This is a genomic window from Streptomyces sp. AK08-02, from assembly GCF_033795085.1.
Taxonomy (GTDB): domain Bacteria; phylum Actinomycetota; class Actinomycetes; order Streptomycetales; family Streptomycetaceae; genus Streptomyces; species Streptomyces echiniscabiei.
Genome location: NZ_JARAZV010000004.1, coordinates 310,446 through 328,522 on the forward strand (window position 1 = coordinate 310,446; position 18,077 = coordinate 328,522).

16 protein-coding genes are annotated in these 18,077 nt (G+C 72.5%); 8 read left to right on the forward strand and 8 right to left on the reverse strand.

Annotated elements, in window-relative coordinates; translation table 11 throughout:
- Positions 1–196 precede the first annotated feature (196 nt).
- The 4 genes from PV734_RS09980 to PV734_RS09995 form a co-directional block, all read right to left on the reverse strand.
- Positions 197–760, reverse strand: a complete 564-nt coding sequence (locus PV734_RS09980) for a TetR/AcrR family transcriptional regulator (protein WP_319090890.1) — start codon at positions 758–760, stop codon at positions 197–199.
- Entirely contained in the window at positions 757–1,119 is a 363-nt protein-coding gene (locus PV734_RS09985) for a DUF1304 domain-containing protein (protein WP_319090889.1), read from the reverse strand. Before PV734_RS09985 ends, PV734_RS09980 begins: the two co-directional genes overlap by 4 nt.
- A 172-nt stretch (positions 1,120–1,291) precedes the next feature.
- Positions 1,292–2,923, reverse strand: coding sequence for an amidohydrolase (locus PV734_RS09990; RefSeq protein ID WP_319090888.1), 1,632 nt, complete (start codon positions 2,921–2,923; stop codon positions 1,292–1,294).
- 170 nt (positions 2,924–3,093) lie between these two features.
- A complete protein-coding gene (locus PV734_RS09995; protein WP_319090887.1) occupies positions 3,094–4,629 on the reverse strand; it encodes an APC family permease in 1,536 nt (511 codons plus the stop codon).
- Between the two features lie 129 nt (positions 4,630–4,758).
- Here PV734_RS09995 and PV734_RS10000 point away from each other — a divergent pair, with 129 nt between their 5' ends.
- The 3 genes from PV734_RS10000 to PV734_RS10010 all read left to right on the forward strand — a co-directional run bounded on the left by PV734_RS10000 (position 4,759) and on the right by PV734_RS10010 (position 6,965).
- Positions 4,759–5,487 carry a helix-turn-helix domain-containing protein gene (locus PV734_RS10000; RefSeq protein WP_319090886.1) on the forward strand — a complete coding sequence of 243 codons (729 nt, stop codon included), beginning with the start codon at positions 4,759–4,761 and terminating at the stop codon, positions 5,485–5,487.
- A gap of 75 nt (positions 5,488–5,562) precedes the next feature.
- Positions 5,563–5,955, forward strand: coding sequence for a VOC family protein (locus PV734_RS10005; protein ID WP_319090885.1), 393 nt, complete (start codon positions 5,563–5,565; stop codon positions 5,953–5,955).
- Positions 5,952–6,965 carry a cation diffusion facilitator family transporter gene (locus tag PV734_RS10010; protein WP_319090884.1) on the forward strand — a complete coding sequence of 338 codons (1,014 nt, stop codon included), beginning with the start codon at positions 5,952–5,954 and terminating at the stop codon, positions 6,963–6,965. Before PV734_RS10005 ends, PV734_RS10010 begins: the two co-directional genes overlap by 4 nt.
- A gap of 68 nt (positions 6,966–7,033) precedes the next feature.
- Here PV734_RS10010 and PV734_RS10015 read toward each other — a convergent pair whose 3' ends face one another.
- Together PV734_RS10015 and PV734_RS10020 are read right to left on the reverse strand one after the other, a co-directional pair.
- Positions 7,034–7,483 carry a nitroreductase family deazaflavin-dependent oxidoreductase gene (locus PV734_RS10015; RefSeq protein WP_319090883.1) on the reverse strand — a complete coding sequence of 150 codons (450 nt, stop codon included), beginning with the start codon at positions 7,481–7,483 and terminating at the stop codon, positions 7,034–7,036.
- A gap of 111 nt (positions 7,484–7,594) precedes the next feature.
- Complete coding sequence (locus PV734_RS10020; protein ID WP_319289279.1) at positions 7,595–8,227, reverse strand: LysE/ArgO family amino acid transporter; 633 nt, start codon at positions 8,225–8,227, stop codon at positions 7,595–7,597.
- A gap of 158 nt (positions 8,228–8,385) precedes the next feature.
- Here PV734_RS10020 and PV734_RS10025 point away from each other — a divergent pair, with 158 nt between their 5' ends.
- Entirely contained in the window at positions 8,386–8,925 is a 540-nt protein-coding gene (locus PV734_RS10025; protein WP_319289280.1) for a flavoprotein, read from the forward strand.
- Positions 8,926–8,942: 17 nt separating this feature from the next.
- On the opposite strand, the gene PV734_RS10030 is transcribed toward PV734_RS10025, so the two are convergent.
- A complete protein-coding gene (locus PV734_RS10030; RefSeq protein ID WP_319289281.1) occupies positions 8,943–9,815 on the reverse strand; it encodes an endo alpha-1,4 polygalactosaminidase in 873 nt (290 codons plus the stop codon).
- Between the two features lie 294 nt (positions 9,816–10,109).
- On the opposite strand from PV734_RS10030, the gene PV734_RS10035 reads away from it, so the two are divergent.
- Positions 10,110–10,715, forward strand: a complete 606-nt coding sequence (locus tag PV734_RS10035; RefSeq protein ID WP_415924181.1) for an NADPH-dependent F420 reductase — start codon at positions 10,110–10,112, stop codon at positions 10,713–10,715.
- Positions 10,716–10,909: 194 nt separating this feature from the next.
- Entirely contained in the window at positions 10,910–13,756 is a 2,847-nt protein-coding gene (locus PV734_RS10040) for an ATP-binding protein (RefSeq protein ID WP_319289283.1), read from the forward strand.
- A 19-nt stretch (positions 13,757–13,775) separates the two neighbouring features.
- On the opposite strand, the gene PV734_RS10045 is transcribed toward PV734_RS10040, so the two are convergent.
- Positions 13,776–14,615 carry a phytanoyl-CoA dioxygenase family protein gene (locus PV734_RS10045; protein ID WP_319090877.1) on the reverse strand — a complete coding sequence of 280 codons (840 nt, stop codon included), beginning with the start codon at positions 14,613–14,615 and terminating at the stop codon, positions 13,776–13,778.
- Positions 14,616–14,677: 62 nt separating this feature from the next.
- Between PV734_RS10045 and PV734_RS10050 the strand changes: the two genes are divergently transcribed.
- Both PV734_RS10050 and PV734_RS10055 read left to right on the forward strand, forming a co-directional pair.
- Positions 14,678–15,670: a helix-turn-helix domain-containing protein gene (locus PV734_RS10050; RefSeq protein ID WP_319090876.1), complete on the forward strand. Its 993-nt coding sequence runs from the start codon at positions 14,678–14,680 to the stop codon at positions 15,668–15,670.
- Positions 15,671–16,164: 494 nt separating this feature from the next.
- Positions 16,165–18,072, forward strand: coding sequence for a ricin-type beta-trefoil lectin domain protein (locus PV734_RS10055; RefSeq protein WP_319090875.1), 1,908 nt, complete (start codon positions 16,165–16,167; stop codon positions 18,070–18,072).
- Positions 18,073–18,077 lie beyond the last annotated feature (5 nt).

Genomic DNA, 18,077 nt, shown 5'->3' on the forward strand with positions numbered 1-18,077 from the left:
GCCTGCCTTCTCAGCCCGTCCGGCGTTTGAGGACGAGGCCCGCCCAGGGCCGGCTCCCCTCTCACCCCGGCCCGCATTCCCAGCCCGTCCGGCGCTTGAGGACAAGGCCCCTTCAGGGCCGGCGGCGGGGGTCTGGGGGCGCAGCCCCCAGGTACGGGACGGGACGGGTAGGGGCGGCGGGGGCGAAAGAAAACCCCTACCGACTCCGATGCAGCGCCACCAGCAACTGCCACACCTGATGGGCGATCTCGTCCGAGGCCGCTTCGATCCGCCCGTGCAGCCAGTCCGCCAGCACCCCGGCGAACGTGGCGGCCACCGCCGAGGCGACCAGCGGAGCATCCGCCGCACCCGCGAGTTCACGCTCCGCGAGGCTTCGCGCGCGCAGGTCCCGGTGCAGTACCTGGCCCAGTGGGCCGCCGCCGCCCGGGCTCAGCAGGGCCCGGTACAGCGCGGTGTGCGGGGTGAGGTCCGCGAAGAACTCCACCAGCGCGGCCGGGGCGACCATTGGGTCGGGTCGGCCGCGCCAGGCGTGCAGGGCGTCCACTGCCTCCCGTACGACGTCCGCGCAGGCGTCGACGGCCAGCGCCTCCAGGTCGGGGTAGTGCACGTAGAACGTGGCCCGGCCGACCCCCGCCCGGCGGACCAACGCGGCGACGCCGATCTCCGCCAGCGGGTGTTCGGCGCACTCCGCAAGGAGAGCCGCACGGAGTTTCGCCCGGGTGCGAGCGGCCCGCGGGTCCTCGGGCGCGCCGCGCGTCACCGCGCGACGAGGACGGCGGCCAGGGCGATGGCGCCGGGCAACGCCTGGGCGAACAGGATGCGCCGGTTCGCCGTCGCGGCGCCGTAGACGCCCGCGACGATCACGCAGGCGAGGAAGAAGACCTGCGCGCGGAACCCGGTCGGATCGGCGGCGATCAGCCCCCAGACCAGGCCCGCCGCGAGAAACCCGTTGTAGAGCCCCTGGTTGGCGGCCATCTTGGCCGTCGCACTGGCCATCTCCGCGTCGAACCCGTGGAACTTGCGCCCGGGCGGGCGCTGCCACAGGAACATCTCCATCACCAGGATGTACAGGTGCAGCGCGGCCACCAGACCGACCAGCACGTTCGCGACCGTCTCCATGCTCGGCAATCTCCTACGTCAGGCCCCTGAGAGCCACTTCTTGGACAGGTGTCCATGATGGACAGGTGGCCAGCATACATGGACAGCTGTCCATAAAGTCGACGGGACTGTCGCGATTCTGCGAGCGGGGCGGCTTCACACCCAGGCGGTGACCCTGCGCCTGGGTCTGTAGTCAGGCGGCCCCATCCGCCGTGTACACCCGCTCGCCTTCCACGTAGGTGAGCGCCACCTTCGCCTCCGCGATGGCCTCCGGCGGTCCGGCGTACGGATCGCGGTCGAGGATCGTCAGGTCGGCCAGCGCCCCGGCGCGCACGCTGCCCGTGTCGTCCAGATGGTTGGCGTAGGCCGAACCCGCGGTGTAGGCAGTGAGCGCGTCCGTCAGGCCGATGCGTTCGGCGGGAAGGAACACGGGGGAGGAGGGGGAGCCGGGGGCCGCGCGGTTGACGGCGACGTGGATCGCCTGGAGCGGGTCGGGGCTGCTGACCGGCCAGTCGCTGCCCGCGGCCAGGGTGGCCCCGGAGCGCAGCAGCGCGCCGAACGGGTACTGCCACGCGGCCCGTTCGGGCCCGAGGAAGGGGATCGTCAGGTCGTCCATCTGGGGTTCGTGCATCGCCCACAGCGCCTGGATGTTCGCGACCGCGCCGAGCCGGGCGAAACGCGGCACGTCGTCCGGGTGCACCACCTGGAGATGGGCCAGATGCGGCCGGGTGTCGCTCGGCCCGTTGGCGGCGCGCGCCGTCTCGACCGCGTCCAGGGCGTCGCGTACCGCCCGGTCGCCCAGCGCGTGGAAGTGGCACTGGAAGCCGAGGGCGTCCAACTGCGTGACGTACTTGGGCAGTTCGGCCGCGTCCACGAAGCTCGTGCCCCGGTTGGCCGTGGCACAGCCGCACTTGTCGAGGTACGGGTCGAGCAGCGCGGCCGTGCCCGTCTCGGCGACCCCGTCCAGCATCAGCTTCACACTGCCCGCCCGGAACCTGCCCCGGCTCAACTCGGCCCGCCGCTCTACGAGTTCGGGGATCTGCTCGGCCCCGCGCTCCCGGTCCCACCACAGCGCGCCGACCACCCGTGCGGTCAGCGAACCGTCCCGGACGGCGGCGAGGTAGGTATCGGACGGGTCCTGCATGCCGAGGAACGAGCCGACCAGCGCGTCCTGCCAGGCCGTGACGCCGAGCGAGTGCAGCCGGCGCTGCGCGGACAGCAGGGCCGCCAGTCGCTCCGCCGCCGTGACCGGCGGGGTCAGCCGGCCCACGTACTCCATGGCCCCTTCCTGGAGCATGCCGGTCGGCTCGCCGGAGGCGTCCCGCTCGAAGCGGCCGTCCGCCGGGTCCGGGGTGTCCCGGGTGATCCCCGCGACTTCGAGGGCACGGCTGTTGACCCAGGCCCCGTGATGGTCACGATTGGGCAGATACACCGGCCGGTCCGGGACCACCGCGTCCAGCAACCGGCGGGTGGGCGTACCCCCTTCGAAGGCCTCCATGGACCAGCCGCCGCCCGTGATCCACTCCCGCTCGGGGTGCGCCAGGGAGTACGCGCGGACGGCGGCCACCGTGTCCTCGGCGGTCTTCGTGCCGGTCAGATCGCACTGGGTGAGTTCGAGACCGGCCGGCAGCGGATGGACGTGGGCGTCCTGGAAACCGGGCACGAGGAGCCGCCCGGCGAGATCGACCACCTCGGTCCCCGGCCCGAGCAGATCACGCACCTCGTCCCGGCCCACGGCGATGATCCGCCCGCCGGTGACCGCGACGGCCGTGGGGCTCCCGGGAGCGAAGACGGGGCCACCGGTGAAGAGGAGGTCAGCGCGCATGTTCCGTTTCCTTGAGGTGTGGGGAATGGAGAGAAAGGGGCGGGGGCCGGATGCGGTGCCCGGGCGGTGCTGGTGAAGAACGGTGGGCAATCGCGCCCTTCAGGGGCGCGGGGCACTGCGCGATCAGCCCCCACCGGCCCGCAGGCAAAGGAACCGCCGCCCCACAGAGCTCACCGTGCCGACGGCTCCCGTACGGCGAGCAGCTGCGGCGCGTCCGCGTCGGTGCCCCGGCCGGTGTCGAAGTACGGGCTTCTGCGCCCCCACTTCGCCCATCCGGCGGCCAGGAAACCGGACGCGACCATCAGTGACGGTACGAGGAGCAGGAACCAGCCGTTGTCCGGGCTGAGTTCGAGATGGTCGGCGGAGGTGTAGAAGGACCAGCCGAGATAGCCGCCGAGCCCCAGCAGCGTGGCCGCGCTCAACGCGGGCAGCACCACCGCCCGAACACCGTCCCGCCAGTTCTCGCGCAGCAGGCCCCGGAAGCGAACGGCGGCGGCGAGTGCGGTGAGCGCGTACGACAGGGCGACGACCATGCCGATCGCGTTGACCGCCGCCAGAATCATGTCGGCGAGGCGCGGGATGACCAGAGCGAGCCCGGCGACCGCCGCCGCCAGCGCTCCGATCATCAGTGTTCCGGCCGCCGGAGTGCCGTACCGGGGGCTGACCCTGGCCCAGGCCGGGCCGAGCGTACGGTCGCGGCTCATCGCGAACATCGCGCGGGCCGTCGGGATCACCCCGGCCTGCAGCGAGGCAACCGCCGAGAACATCAGCGCGACGAGGGGCAGCGCGGCCAGCGGCTGGTCGGCGAGCCGGTTGCCGAAGAAGGCCAGCCCCTCGGCGCCATGGCCCGCCAACTCGCCCTCCGACAGAACCCGTTGGAAGGCGATCGAGCCGAGCAGGAACAGCCCGAGCATGGTCACCAGGGTGGTGATCCCGGCCCGTGACGCCTGCCCCGGGTCCCGCACCTCCTCGTTCACGCTGAACGCCGCCTCGAAGCCCCAGTAGCAGAACACCGACAGCAGCATGCCCTGCGCGAGCGCCGACGCCGAGGGGATCTGGAAGGGGTCGAACCAGCTCAGGCTGAAGGGGTGGGGGCCGGCGAAGATGCCGTAGCCGCAGAAGCCCAGCAGCACGACGTACTCGAAGACCAGCAGTCCGCCCTGCAGCCGTGCGGCCGTTCTGATGCCGGAGACCGCGGTGAGGGTGACGGCGACCAGGACCACGATGCCCACACCGGTCGTCTGCGCGGTCGACCCCGGGTCCAGGGTCAGCCCGGCCACCTTGTGCACACCCGCGTCGCCCGCCAGCTGGAGCACCGCCGAGCCGGTGACCGCCGTGGTGTACGCGAGGAACACCACCGCCGCCACGATGTTCACCCAGCCGACCATGAAGCCGAGCCAGGGGCTGAGCGAACGCCCCACCCACACATAGCCGTTGCCCGCGTTGGGCTCCACCTTGTTCAGCCGCGAGTAGGCCCCCGCGATGCCCAGGATCGGCAGGAAGGCCAGCAGCATGATGGCGGGCAGATGCAGTCCGACCACCCCGGCCGTGACCCCGAGGCCGATGCCGATGCTGGTGGTCGCCGCCGTGCTGGACGCGGCGATGGCCACGCCGTCCAGCACGCCGAGGGTCTTGCGCAGCGCGGGCGGCCCGGGCGACTCGGCGGACGCGGGTGGCGCAGCTCCATAGCGCTGGGGATCGGTCATGGCGGTCTCCGCTCACACCTGGGGGCCTGGGACGACCCCGGTGAACGCACATGAAACTGCCCGGGGCCTTAACAGGTCAACGGTGTTGTCATAAGGTGCCCGCACCGGCCACCGCGCAGGAGGAATTCCGTGAGCGAACGTGTCGTCCCGCCCGACGCCCGACGTCGCAGGCGTCCCACCAAGCACGGCGTGGTCCTCTCCGAGGAGCTGATCGTGGAGACGGCGATGCGGCTGCTCGGGGAGCACGGCGCCGAAGCCCTCTCCGTGCGCCGCCTCGGCCGCGCCCTCGGTGCCGACCCGAGCGCCCTGTACCGCTATTTCCGGGACACCGACGAGCTGATGCTCGCCATCGCCGACGAACTGATCGGCCGTACGCTGCGCACCTGGCGGCCCAGCGGCGACTGGCTCGCCGACCTGCGTGACCTCGGCCTGCGGATGCACGCCGGAGCACTCGCGCAGCCGCAGGCGGCCGTACTCAGCTCCTACCGGGTGACCGGACGGGCGTACGAGATCCAGGCCGTGGAGACCGCACTCGGCGTGCTGCGCGGCGCCGGGTTCCCGGACGCCGAGGCGGTACGGATCTACCACGCCTTCGTCGACCAGGCGCTCGCCTTCGGGGCCCTCGACTCGGCGAACCAGGCGCTGCCCAGGGCCGCCCGTGAGGCGGAGACGGCCGTGTGGCGGGCGACCTACGCCCGGCTGCCCGCCGACACCCACCCGCACATCAACGCGACCGCCCGCCACCTTGTGATGGACATGCGCCACAGTTCCTACCCGGCGGCACTCGACCTCTTCCTGACGGCCGCGGCGGCGCGCCTCACACAACTCACCGCACCCGACGGCGCACGGCCCGTGTGATTCCGGTGTGCGGGGTACCCGAAGGGAGAGGGCCGCGGCGCACAGGGCCGCCCCCGACCCCCGTACGGAGGAAGCATGACCTTGGTGACAGCAGGCGTCGTGGTGCTGGACTGCGCCGAGCCGGAGAAGCTCGCTGCCTTCTACATGGATTTGCTGGAGGCCGAGGAGACGGAGACGACCGTCAACCGGATCGAGATCAGGGGCGCCGGAGGAACCCGGATGGAGTTCCGCCTCGACGCGAACATGACTGTGCCGAGCTGGCCGCGCGCCGAGAACTCCTTCCAGGTTCACCTCGACTTCCGGGTGAGCGATCTCGACGAGGCGGAACGCAGGGTGGTCGGGCTCGGCGGACGCGCGCTGGAGACGAAGGACGCCGGTACGCCGTACGAGGAGCGCGGGTACGCCGACCCGGCCGGCCACTCCTTCACCCTCCGCCGGGTCACGTCGACGGCCCCCGAACAGCGGTGACGGCGGCACGGGACGGGAGGGAACCGGGCGGCACGCAGTCCGCGGACCGCAGGACACGCGTGACCGTGCTGGTGGCGCTGGGCGCCAACCTGCTGATCGCCGTCGCCAAGGCCGTGGGCGGACTCCTCACCGGGTCGCCCGCCCTCCTCTCCGAGGCCGCGCACTCGGTCGCGGACAGCCTCAACGAGGTCTTCCTGCTCGCCGCCCTGCGCCGCAGCCGACGCCCCGCCGACCGGCGGCACCCCTTCGGCTACGGCAAGGAACGGTTCTTCTGGTCGCTGCTGGCGGCCGTCGGCATCTTCGTCATGGGCGGCTGCTTCTCCTTCTTCCAGGGCGTCGAGGCGCTCAGGAGCGACGCGGAGGAGTCTTTCGGCGGCTATGTGGCGGGCCTGGCGGTGCTGGGGGTCGCGCTGCTCGCGGAGGGGGCCTCACTGCTTCGTGCCGTGCACCAGGCACGCGGGGAGAAGGGGAAGACAGGGAAGGGCGCAGCGGGTGGTAAGGGCGCTCTGCGGGATCCCGCCCTGCGTACGGTGATCGCCGAGGACGGCACGGCGGTGCTCGGCGTGACGCTCGCCATCGTGGGCATGGCGCTGCACATGGTCACCGGGCAGGTCGTGTGGGAGGCGTCGGCCTCCCTCGCCATCGGGGTGCTGCTCGTCTGCGTCGCCTTCTGGCTGGGGCGGGACGCGCGGGCCCAGCTCATCGGGGAGGCCGCCGACCCGGAGGTGAGCCGGGAGGTCCGCGACCTGCTGGCGGCCCAGCCCGAGATCGACAGCGTGGAGGCGCTGTTCACGATGAAGATGGGGCTCGACACCACCCTGGTGGCCGCCCGGATCGACCTGGTCCCCGGGCTCGACAGCGAGCGGGTCGAGGAGGTCGCCGTACGTATCAAGCGCTCGGTCGTCCAGGCGGTCCCCGAGGTCGGCGAGATCTTTCTCGACGTGACCGACGCGGCGGCGCAGGAGGCAGCACGAAGCCCCGCCGCGACGGGGGAGCGCGGCGGGGCCTGAGGCTCGGGTGCCCGGAGGAAAGGAGTTCAATCCTCCGGGCACCGGATTGTCTCTCCGTCCGGTGCGGATCAGTTCCCGGCGGGCGGTTCGAGGACGAACACAGGAATCTCGCGGTCGGTCTTCTTCTGGTACTCGGCGTACTCGGGATACGCGGCGACCGCCCGCTCCCACCACAGGGACTTCTCCTCGCCCGTCACCTCACGGGCGACCCTGTCCTGACGCACCGGCCCGTCCTGTATGTCGACGCGCGGATCGGCGAGGACGTTGAAGTACCAGACCGGATGCTTGGGCGCGCCGCCCAGGGAGGCGACCACCGCGTACAGGCCGTCGTGCTCCACCCGCATGAGGGGAGTCCTGCGGATCTTGCCGCTCCGGGCGCCCCGGGTGGTGAGCAGGACGACCGGCATGCCGGTGTCGAGGAGAGTCGTTCCCTCGGTACCGCCGGACTTCTCGTACAACTCCACCTGCTCACGCACCCATTGGGTCGGACTGGCTTCGTACTCGCCCTCAAGAGGCATGGAGTTCGTCCCATCGTCTCGTCGCGTATGACTGCTGCGTACAAAGGTCCAACACGGCGGCGGCCCGGTTTCATCCGGCCGCGGCGGACGGACCGGTTCCCCGTGTCCTCGTCAGGTCGGCGACACCACCATCCGTACCGCCAGCGCCATGATCACCGTGCTGGACACGAGGGCAGTCACCAGCCGTCCGCGCCGGCCCGTCAGCGCGCGGCCGAGCAACGCGCCGCCGGAGGCGATCAGTACCTGCCAGCTCGCCGAGGCGAGGAAGGCCGCGAGCACGAACACCCCCTGTTCCCAGGGGGACACGGCGTCCGAGGCCCGGCTGCCGAGCACCAGCGCGGCGAAGTAGATCACCGTGGTGGGGTTGAGCAGCGTGATGCCGACCAGCATGAGAAACGCCCGCGCCGGACTCGGCGGCGTGCTGTCGGCCCGGGCGGAGAGGGCACCGGCGCGGTACTGGCGCAGGGCGCCGAGCCCGCCCCTGACCGCGAGCGCGGCCAGCACCACGGCCGAGGCCCAGCGCAGCGGCACCAGCCACGGCTGCAGGGCACCGGCCAGCGCGGTACCCCCGAGCGCGGCGAGCAGGGCGTAGAAGCCGTCGGCGGTGGCGATACCGAGCGCCGCGCAGACGCCGGTCCTGAGGGACGTACGTGCGGTGAGGGAGACGAGATAGGTCGCGACGGCTCCGACCGGGACGGCGATGCCGTACCCCGCGAGAAGCCCCGCGACGAGCGCGGCCGTCATGACCGCGGAAGCACGGGCCTCCAGGGGCGGCCGGGCTGCTGCTGGACCCGCACCGGACGAGCGGTGGCGGGGGACAGCGGCCGGGGGGCTTCGATCGTGGACATGGCCCGATCCTGGAGGCCGGACCCTCGTGTCGGCAACCGATTTAGGGTTTCCGGATGACCGAGACGCCCGAACGGGCCCAGAGACCCTTCCTCTACGTCGTCGTCTGTGCCGCCGGAATCGCCTCCGACGTCGGCACGTTGATCACCGCCGCGGAGGAGCGGAACTGGCAGGTCGGGGTCATCGCCACGCCTCTGGCCATGGGGTTCTTCGACACGGACGCCGTCGAGACGCGGACCGGACGCCCGATCCGGTCCGCCTGGCGCAAGCCTGGGGATCCGCGTCCCTTTCCGGCGCCGGACGCCGTGCTCGTCGCACCCGCCACCTTCAACACCGTCAACAAGTGGGCGGCCGGCATCGCCGACACCCTCGCCCTGGGCACCCTGTGCGAGGCGTACGGGCTGGGAGTGCCGATCGCCGTACTGCCGTGCGTGGGCGACGCGCTGGCCGCCCATCCCGCGTACCGGGCGAGTGTGGAACGGCTGCGCGGGATGGGGGTGCGGTTCGCGGACCCGTACGCCGGTGAGGGGCAACAGGGTGATGGGCGGCCGGAGTTCGGGTGGGAGCGAGGGCTGGAGCTGCTCGCCACTCCGTGACGCGTCCAGGATGAGGATCAGCGGGTCCTGCGGACGTACCCCGCGCTGCCCGGCGTCGACACATCGACATCCCTGCGCACGATGCTCAGCCGGTCGCCGAAGGCGGCCCGGGCCTTGCGCAGTCCGGTGTCGGTGTACTCGATCACGAGCACCCGGTCGTCGAACGCCTCCGCGTACTCCCCGCACTCGTCGTACTCGCCGCACTCCTCCGCGACCGCGAAGTCCAGCCCGGTCCGCTTCCTGAGCCCGGCCAGGTCCACGGTGTTCTTCTGGCCGATCGCCAGCCCACGGGCGTGCGCGTGCCGGGAGAGGAGGGTGATGAAGGCGGTGGCGTCACCGGCGGTGAGGAGGTCGTCCGAGCGGGTGTAGCTGTCGTAGTTGTCGGGCTCGACCGCGTCGAAGCCCTTGTCCGCGCAGCCGTCGGTCCACTTGTTCACCCGCGCCGCGATCCGTTTCCGCTTCGCCGCCGTGCCGATGTCGAGCAGCGCCTCGTCCCACTCCTCGTCGACGACGACCTCGCCGTTCGCGTCCCGCAGCAGCAGATCGGCGGGCCACGCCTTCTCGTCGCCGGGCTGCGCCTGGAAAGCGTTGACGTAGCAGACGTTGTACAGACCGGCCGCGGGAGCCGCCGTACGGTCGCGGCTGACGATGCGCACGCCCGCGGGGGGCGGGTAGGCGCCGCCGATCTGGTAGTCGAAGCCGGCGTGCCGGGGCGGCAGCCGGACCTCGGCCGAAGGGGTGGGCGAGGCCGTCGGGGCCGGCCCTGCCCCCTGATCCGTCTCCTGCGAGGTACCGCAGGCCGTCAGTCCCCACAGGGCCGCGCAGGCGGTCGCCAGCACGACCGCGGCCGTCCCGGGACCCCCGACGCGGGGTACACCCTCGACGGGCATGTCCGCTCCATCGGTCGCGGGTGCGGCCCCGCCTCGGACGCCGTGGCGTTCCTGGCGACTCGGGCCGGACTCGGAGCAGGTCCACTACCGGCTGGGCGCACCTCTGGGTGCAGGGCACACGGCCCGGCACGGTCAGGATCAAAGCGTCCGGCCCGTCCGCAGTCAAACCGGCGTTCGTGCCGGGACGTCGGGCGCCGTCCCAGTCACTTGACAGAAGCCCACGGTCCGACCACCCGGCCATGCTCAGGACACGCCCTCGCCCGCACCTTCTCGCCGAGTCAAGGAAGGCACGTCATGCGCATCGGCATCATCGGCGCCGGAGCCCTCGGACAGGCCCTCGCGGTCCGCTTCGTGGCCGCCGGGGAAGAGGTCCTCCTCAGCGACAGCCGAGGCCCCCGGTCGCTGCGGGAGGCCGCCGACTCGATCGGGCCCGGGCTCACCCCGACTACCGTGCCGGCGGCGGCCGACGCGGAGATCGTCGTACTCGCGGTGCCCTGGCGGGAGTTGACCGAGGCAGTGGTGGCCGCCGAGGTGTCCGACTGGCAGGAACGGATCGTCATCGACGCCACCAATCCGCTGGGCCCGCCCGATTTCCGGGTCGTCGACCTCCAGGGACGTCCGTCCAGCGAGGTCGTCGCAGGACTGGTGCCCGGCGCCCGGCTGGTGAAGGCGTTCAACACCCTGGCGCCCGCGGTCCTGGGCGCCGATCCGCGTACGCCCGTCGGACGCCGGGTGATATTTCTCTCCGGCGACCACCCGGGCGCCAACAGCCGGGTCGCCCGGCTTGTCGAACACACCGGCTGGGCGGCCGTCGACCTCGGCCGACTGGCTGATGGGGGCCGCCTCCAGCAGTTCCCCGGCGGACCACTGCCGACGCTCAGCCTGCTCCTTCAGTCCTGAACCGAGGGCCGTCCCCCGAACTCTCCGAGGACGGAGGACGGTCAACCCACCGTTTATTGTCATGACATGATCGGAGAGCGCAAACCGTCGGACTTAAACCACACTTCGGCCGCCGCCGCCGCTGACCGGCCGCTCGCAGCTGATGCGGCACGAGGACCAGTCGCTCCGGCCGTCCGGGCCGCCGGGTCCGCCGAATGAGCACCTCCCGCTTCGGTGCGGAGTGGATCGTCGGCCGTGACCGCGAACTCGCCCTGCTGGCCGACCTGGTGAACGAGGCCGTGGCCGAACCCGGCGACCTCCCGGGGGCCCTGCCGGGCGTCCTGGTCGTGACCGGCCAACCGGGTGCGGGCAAGAGCGTGCTGCTCGACGCCGTCGGCCGTATCGCCCTGCGAGCCGGCCTGCGTGTCCTGCGCTGCCGGGGCTGCGAAGGCGAGTCCGGGCTGCCGTTCGCCGGACTGCACCAACTGCTGCGGCCCGTACTGGACCTCGCCGGCGATCTGCCCGTCCGCCAACGGGCCGCGCTGCTCGGGGTGTTCGGGCTCGACCCCGAGCAGTCCGAGGACGCCGCTCCCGACCCGCTGCTCACCTCGCTCGGCGCCCTCACACTGCTCTCCGACGCGGCGAGCCGGGGGCCGCTGCTGCTCGTCGTCGACGACGCCCACTGGCTCGACGTGGGCACCCTCGACATCCTCGCCTTCGTCGCCAGGCGCCTCGAAGGGGAGGCGGTCGCGATGGTGCTCGCCACCCGGGACAACGCCGTACCCCCACAGTTCGCCCGCGAAAGGCGGCGGTTGACCGTCGAGCCGCTGTCCCAGGCCGCCGCCGGACGCCTCCTCGACCTCCAGCCCGAACCGCCCGTCGGACGAGCCCGCTCCCGCGTCCTGGACCAGGCGGCAGGCGTCCCCCTCGCCCTCGTCGAACTCGCCCGGGCGGTCAGCCGCGACCCCGCCGCAGGACAGGACGGAGCCGCCGACGCGCTGCCCCTCACCGACCGCCTGGAGGCGATCTTCGCCGCCGACCTGCCCGAACTGCCCGCACCCACCCGGTGGTTGCTGCTCCTCGCGGCAGCCGCCGAGACGGCCGAACTGCCCGTCATCCTCTCCGCCGCCGGGGACACCGCGACCCCTGCCGACTGGCGGCCCGCCGAAAGCGCGGGTCTCGTCCGCATCGACGACGGCCGGCTCCACTTCCGGCACCCGCTGATCCGCTCCGCCGTCTACCAGTCCGCGAGCTACGCGGAGCGCCACGCCGCCCACACCGCCCTGGCCGATGTCCTCGCCGGTGACCCGGACCGGCGCGCCTGGCACCGGGCCGCCGCCGTCTTCGGCGTCGACGAGCAGGCCGCTCAGGGCCTGGAGGACAGCGCGGGCCGCGCCCAACGCCGAGGCGGTTACGCGGCCGCGGCCGCCGCCCTCGAACGGGCGGCCCGGCTCAGCCCCGACCCCGACACCCGCTCCAGACGCCTGGTCCGGGCCGCGACCATGGCCATGCACGCCGGACACCCGCGCTGGGTCAGCGAACTGGCCGCCCATGTCCTCACCCTCACCGACGACCCGGCCGTGCTCGCCGAGGCCTCGCTCCGGGCCGGCTGGGCGCTCGCCGTGACCACCCGCTTCGAGGACTCCCTCGGCTTCCTGCTGCCCGTCGCCGAGGCCGCCGTCGAAACCGATCCGGGCCTCGCCCTCGACGCCCTCGGCACGGCCACCACCCCCGCCTACCACTCGGGGGACCCCTCGTTCCGCGAGCGCATCCAGCGGATCACCGAACGCGTTCCGCCCCAGGACGACGAGAGCGAACGGGTGTGGGCGCTGGCCGGCTGCGACCCCGCACGCCACCGCGAGCAGGCCCTCGCCCTGCTCAGGAGCACCGACTGGACCGAGCACCCGCCGGGGCACCCCCAGGACACCGCCCCGGACCGCAGACTGTCCCGCCTGATCGTCGTGGGCGCCGCCGCCTGGGTCCTCGACGAGACCGCCGAGGCCGTCCGCCTGCTCGGCGCCGCCCTCGACCATCTGCGCCGCTCACCGACGGCGGGCGCCAACGCGACCGTCGCCAACGCCCTCGCCCTCGCCCTGTACGAGAGCGGCGCCTGGACCCGGGCCCGCGCGACCTTCGACCAGTCGTACCGGACGGCCGCCGAGGCGGGCCTGGAGATCGTCGCGGCCGGCTCGCCCGTCGTCGGCGCCACCATCCTCGCCCTGCGCGGCGACACCGAGGAGGCCCGCGCCGCCGTGCAGCGCGCCGTCCACGGTGTCGATCTGCCCAACTCCCGCAGCCTGCAGGTACGAAGGCACTACGCCCTCGGCGCCGCCGCCCTCGCCGAGGGCGACCACGCCGGCGCCTACACCCGGTTGCGGGCCGTCTACACCCAGGACTCCGAGCCCGAGCCGGTGCACTTCCACGCCTCCCACTACTACCTGGCCGACCTCACGGCGGCGGCCGTGCGCACCGGGCGCGCCGACGAGGCACGCCGACTCGTCGACGCGACCCGGCGTCGTCTCGCGGCCGGCACGGTCTCCGCCCGGCTGGCCGCCGTACTGCACCGGGCGGACGCCCTGCTGAGCGCGGGGGACGACGCGGAGGAGCACTTCCTGGCCGCGCTCGCCGACCCGGCCGGCGAACAGTGGCTGTTCGAGCGGGCGCTGGTCCGGCTCGACTACGCGGAGTGGCTGCGCCGCAGACGCCGTTCGGTGGAGGCGCGCCCACAGCTCACGGCCGCACTTGTCGCCTTCGAGCGGGTCGGCGCCCGCCCCTGGACCGAGCGGGCCCGCGCCGAACTGCGGGCCGCCGGCGTCACCCCCACCAGTACCGCGCCGCGTGACGTCCTCGCCGAACTCACCCCGCAGCAGCTCCAGATCGCCCGGCTGGCCGCGGCCGGCCTCACCAACCGGGAGATCGGCGAACGCATCTTCCTCTCGCCGCGCACGGTCGGCTTCCACCTCTACCGCGTCTTCCCCAAGCTCGGCATCACGGGCCGCGCCCAACTCCGCGACGCGCTGCCCGAGTCGCCGGAGCAGCCGGACGGGACACCGGGCCCGTGACCGGGCGACGGCGCCGCCGTCAGTGCGGTGCGGAGGCCTGCCCGAACTCCGTGCCGCACGGCCCGGCGTCGTCGCTCTCACGCAGCCGGACCCGGTCGCCGTTCATGGAGATCGTGCGGTAGAAGTGCCCGATGCGCTCCGCAGAGCGGCCCACGTAGTGCCCGATGAAGGAGCGCCGGAACCGGTCGGTGCTGTGGTTGGGCTGCGAGCCGTGCACCAGGCTGCCGTTGAAGAACAGGACGTCACCCGGGGCCATGTCGACCGGCACCGGGGTGAGCCCGGGCGGCGGGGGCACGTACTCCCGGGCGAAGGACACTCCCGCGTCCGCCTCCTGCGGACAGAACAGGTCCATGCGGTGTGTGCCCGGCACGACCTCCAGGCCGCCGTTCTCCCGGTCGATCGTCTCGCAGGCGATCCACGCGGCGACACACGTGCCCGGCTCGACCCGCAGAAAGAAGTTGTCCTGGTGCAGAGCCTGGCCCCGCGCACCCGGCGGCTTGAAGTAGAACATGCTCTGCGCGGCCAGCACCTCCTCGCCGAGCAGCACTTCGAGGACGGCCCTCAGCCGGGGATCCAGCAGCCAGCCGAGCGACGGCTCGTGGAACTCGTGCGGCTGCATCACCCGCGGATACGCGTCCAGCGGGTCGGCCGGGCGCCCGTCCTGCCCGGTCGGGCGCGGCTCGAAGTGCCCCGGCACCGGGCCGGCCGCGTGCAGCGCCGCGAACTCGGCGCGCAGAGCGGCGATCTCGCCGTCCCCGAACAGGCCCCGCACGACGGTGAATCCGTCCTCCTCGAACCGTCGGCGCTCCTCCTCCGGGAGGATGGAAGCGTCGGCGGCATCGATATCCGTGACTGTCATCGTGCACTCCTTCGGTTCGCTGTCACCAGCCGTCAGACTAGGGTTCGCCGCCCCTGGGAAGGATGCCCGTGAACGCTGACGGATTGCCCGAGACCGCTGTCTGCGCACCACCGCCCGGTCTGGTGACCGTCGGGCGCTACGACGAGGGACCCGGCTACGCCGTCAACAGGCCGCAGGGCGCCGACAGCTGGCTGTTCACCTGGACGACGGACGGTCACGGCCTGCTGACCCAGGGCACGGCCGGGGCGCGGGCCGACGCCGGGGACCTGGTCGTCCTCGGACCCGGAGTGCCGCACCGCTACCAGGTCCGGCCGGGTGCCCGGCACTGGCGGTTCTGGTGGGCGCACTGCCAGGCCCGTCCCTCCTGGAAGGTCTGGCTGAGCCCGTACGCGGTCGGCGACGGCATGTACGTCGTCGCCCCGGTGCCGGGCGCCCTGCACGACCGGATGGCGACGGCGTTCGCCCGCATGCTGTCGGACGCCCGCTGGCCGGGCAGTGGGGAACGGCCACCCGGTTCCGCGTCCCCCGCCACGCCCGACGGCCCGACAGCCGTCGCCCACGGCACCGCCGCCCGGGAGCTCGCCCTGTGTTCCCTGGAGGAAATCGTCCTGCTGGCCTCGGCGGCCGCCCGCCCCCTTCCGAACCGGCCGGGAGTCGACGCGCGAGTGAGCCGGGCGGAGGCGCTCATCGCCGCCGACCCCGCCGCCCCGCACACCGTCCGGTCGCTCGCCGACGGGGTCATGCTCTCCCCCTCGCGGTTCGCGCACCTGTTCACCGAGCAACTCGGCCGGTCCCCGATGAGGGCCCTGCGGGAGGCCCGGCTGAGCCATGCCGCCCGGTTGCTGGAGGCCACCGACCTGCCGGTGGAACGCGTCGCCGCCGCTTCCGGTTTCGCCAGCCCCTTCCACTTCAACCGGGTGTTCCGGGAGCGTCACGGAACGCCGCCGGGCGTGTACCGGGCCCTGTGCAGGCGAGGTTCGGCCGAGACCGCGCCCGCTATTGGTTCCGAGGCGGCTGTGGGCGGGAGATGTGAAGGAACCGGTCAACCGGCGTGACGACGCCACCCGTTGCGACAGCGGTCGCATGCCCGCAACCATGAGCTGCGAAAACACGCAAGAGGCACGGACAGGACACCGCGGGCGGGCGGTTTTACGCCACCGGCAGGGGGGTCGGCTCAATGGTTGCGAAACAGCCCTGAGTGAAGTGAATACCGTTTGCAATGAGGATGTTGATACAGTGGCAATCCCTAAAGGTGCATCCCATTGACACGCCGTCAACCGCTTTAGGTCACAGAGCAATGCGGAAAACGGCGTGATCTCTTGTTACGGCTCGATGAGCTGTGCAAAGGTGTGCACGTCGGCGTGCGGGCGATCTTTTCTCCCACTGCACGTACGCGACACCCCCGCTGACTCCCCGCTCCAAAAGAGCTGTGTGCTGCGGGTGTTCGCGACACCGATTCCCCGTTTGGTCGGATCCTGTCGTTTCGTCGGCAGGGTCGCATACCCCTAGGTATGGACTAAAACCCGCATTGCCGTGGAGGAATACAGACGTGAGAGACGCAGGCCTGTCGAATTCCCCAACCCCGGCTCCCGCGTACGACGCCTCGGATGTCGAACTGAGCGCGGAGCTGAAGAAGTGGACGGGGACGACGCCCGCGCTCCATCCCGTGGGTGAACTGCTCGACCGGCACTGGGAAGCGGCCTTCGCCTATGCCCGTCTGTGCACCAGCGGCCCGCGTCCGGCCGGAATGCTCACCACGGCCGCGTTCACCCGCCTCTTCGGGGAGTCCCTGCGTCAGAGCGGCCCCACCTCCGCGTGGCGGCCCCAGCTCCTGGTCACCGTGCGCCGACTGGCGGCGGAGTGGGAGGGCGACCACCGGCACGAAATGCTCCACCCCGAACTGCGCTCCACGACCGGCGGCGGAAACCGTGTCGCCGCCCGGCTGCTGCCCGCCCCCGACCGGCGACTGCTCTCCAGGGCGTTCCAGAACCTCCCGCAGTCCGCGCGCTGCCTGCTGTGGCACGCGGAGGTCGAGGCCGAACCGCTGGAGATACCCGCCGGACTGCTGGGTCTGAGCGTGACGGACGCCGCCGTGGAACTCGGCCGGGCCCGCGGACGCCTGCGCGAGGAGTGCCTGCACGTCCACCGCGAGGTCGTGCAGCAGGAGGAGTGCCGCCGCTACATCCGGCTGATCGACGTCACCTGCCGGCGCCGCAGCTTCGACATCGACCCCGACCTCGCCAAGCACCTCGCCGACTGCAAGCCCTGCCGGTACGCGGCCGACCAGCTGAACCAGTTCAACGGCGACCTCGCCCTCGCGCTGGCCGAGGGAGTGCTCGGCTGGGGTGCGCGCGCCTATCTGGAGTCCCGCCCGGGCCGCGCCGCGGAGAGCGCCATCGTGGAGGTCGACCAGGTCCCGGTCGTCGAGATCGCCACGGTCGAGAGCGTGCTCCCGGTCCCGCGTGTCCTGGCCCAGGCTCCGCCGATGCCCGTGAACCCGCCCACCACCACCGCGCTGGCCGTCCACCCCGGATCGCACCGGTCCGCGCACAAGGCGGCCCGGCGTGCGGTCCGGCGCCGCAACCGTGTCCTGGCCGCGGCGACCGTGAGCGCGCTGGTCCTCGTCCCACTGGTCCTGTGGACCGCCCTGGGTTCGGACGACGACGAGGGCCAGACCGCCGGGACCAGCCCCTCGGACACCGCCACCGACGCCTCCGGCACGTCCGACGGCGACCCCTCGTGGGTCGGCTCGGGAGAGACCACGAAGGGCGCCCTGCGCGGCCGACTGCACAACGTCGACTCCAAGCTGTGCATAGGCATCGTCGGCGGCAAGGCCGTCGAGGGTGCGGAGACCGAGCTGACCACCTGCTCGGCGGCGACCGGCCAGGAGTGGACCTACGAGACCGACGGCCTGCTGCGCAACGCCGCCGCCCCGGACCTCTGCCTCGACTCCCACCTCGGCTACTCGGTCCAGCTCGCCCCGTGCACGGGCGTCTCCCAGCCCGGCACCAAGAACGTGCGCTACGACTTCACCCTCCAGGGCACCCTCGTCCCGCGCTGGGACCAGGAGCTGGCGCTGACGCCCGCCACCGCCAGGGGCGAGGCGCCGCTGGTCCTGAAGCCGCGCGCGGAGGCCCCCGACCAGCACTGGGTCTTCGACTCCTCGGCGCCCTCGCTCCAGATGGAGGCCGTCAACTGGGACGCGGCCACCGAGTCGGATCCGCCGGTCGTCAAGAAGAGCCCCGCGCCGTCGACCACCCCGACGCCGACCCCCACACCGGCTGAGCCGACCCCGACCCCGACGGCGGCCACCCCGACCCCCACGGCGTCGAACCCGCAGAACATGCCCTGCAATCCCTACGGGCCCTACCCATGCGGACCCGGCCCGTACGGAAACCCCTACGGCGGCGGTTACGGGTACGGCTACGGCGGATACGGCGGTTGGGGAACCCGCTGACGACC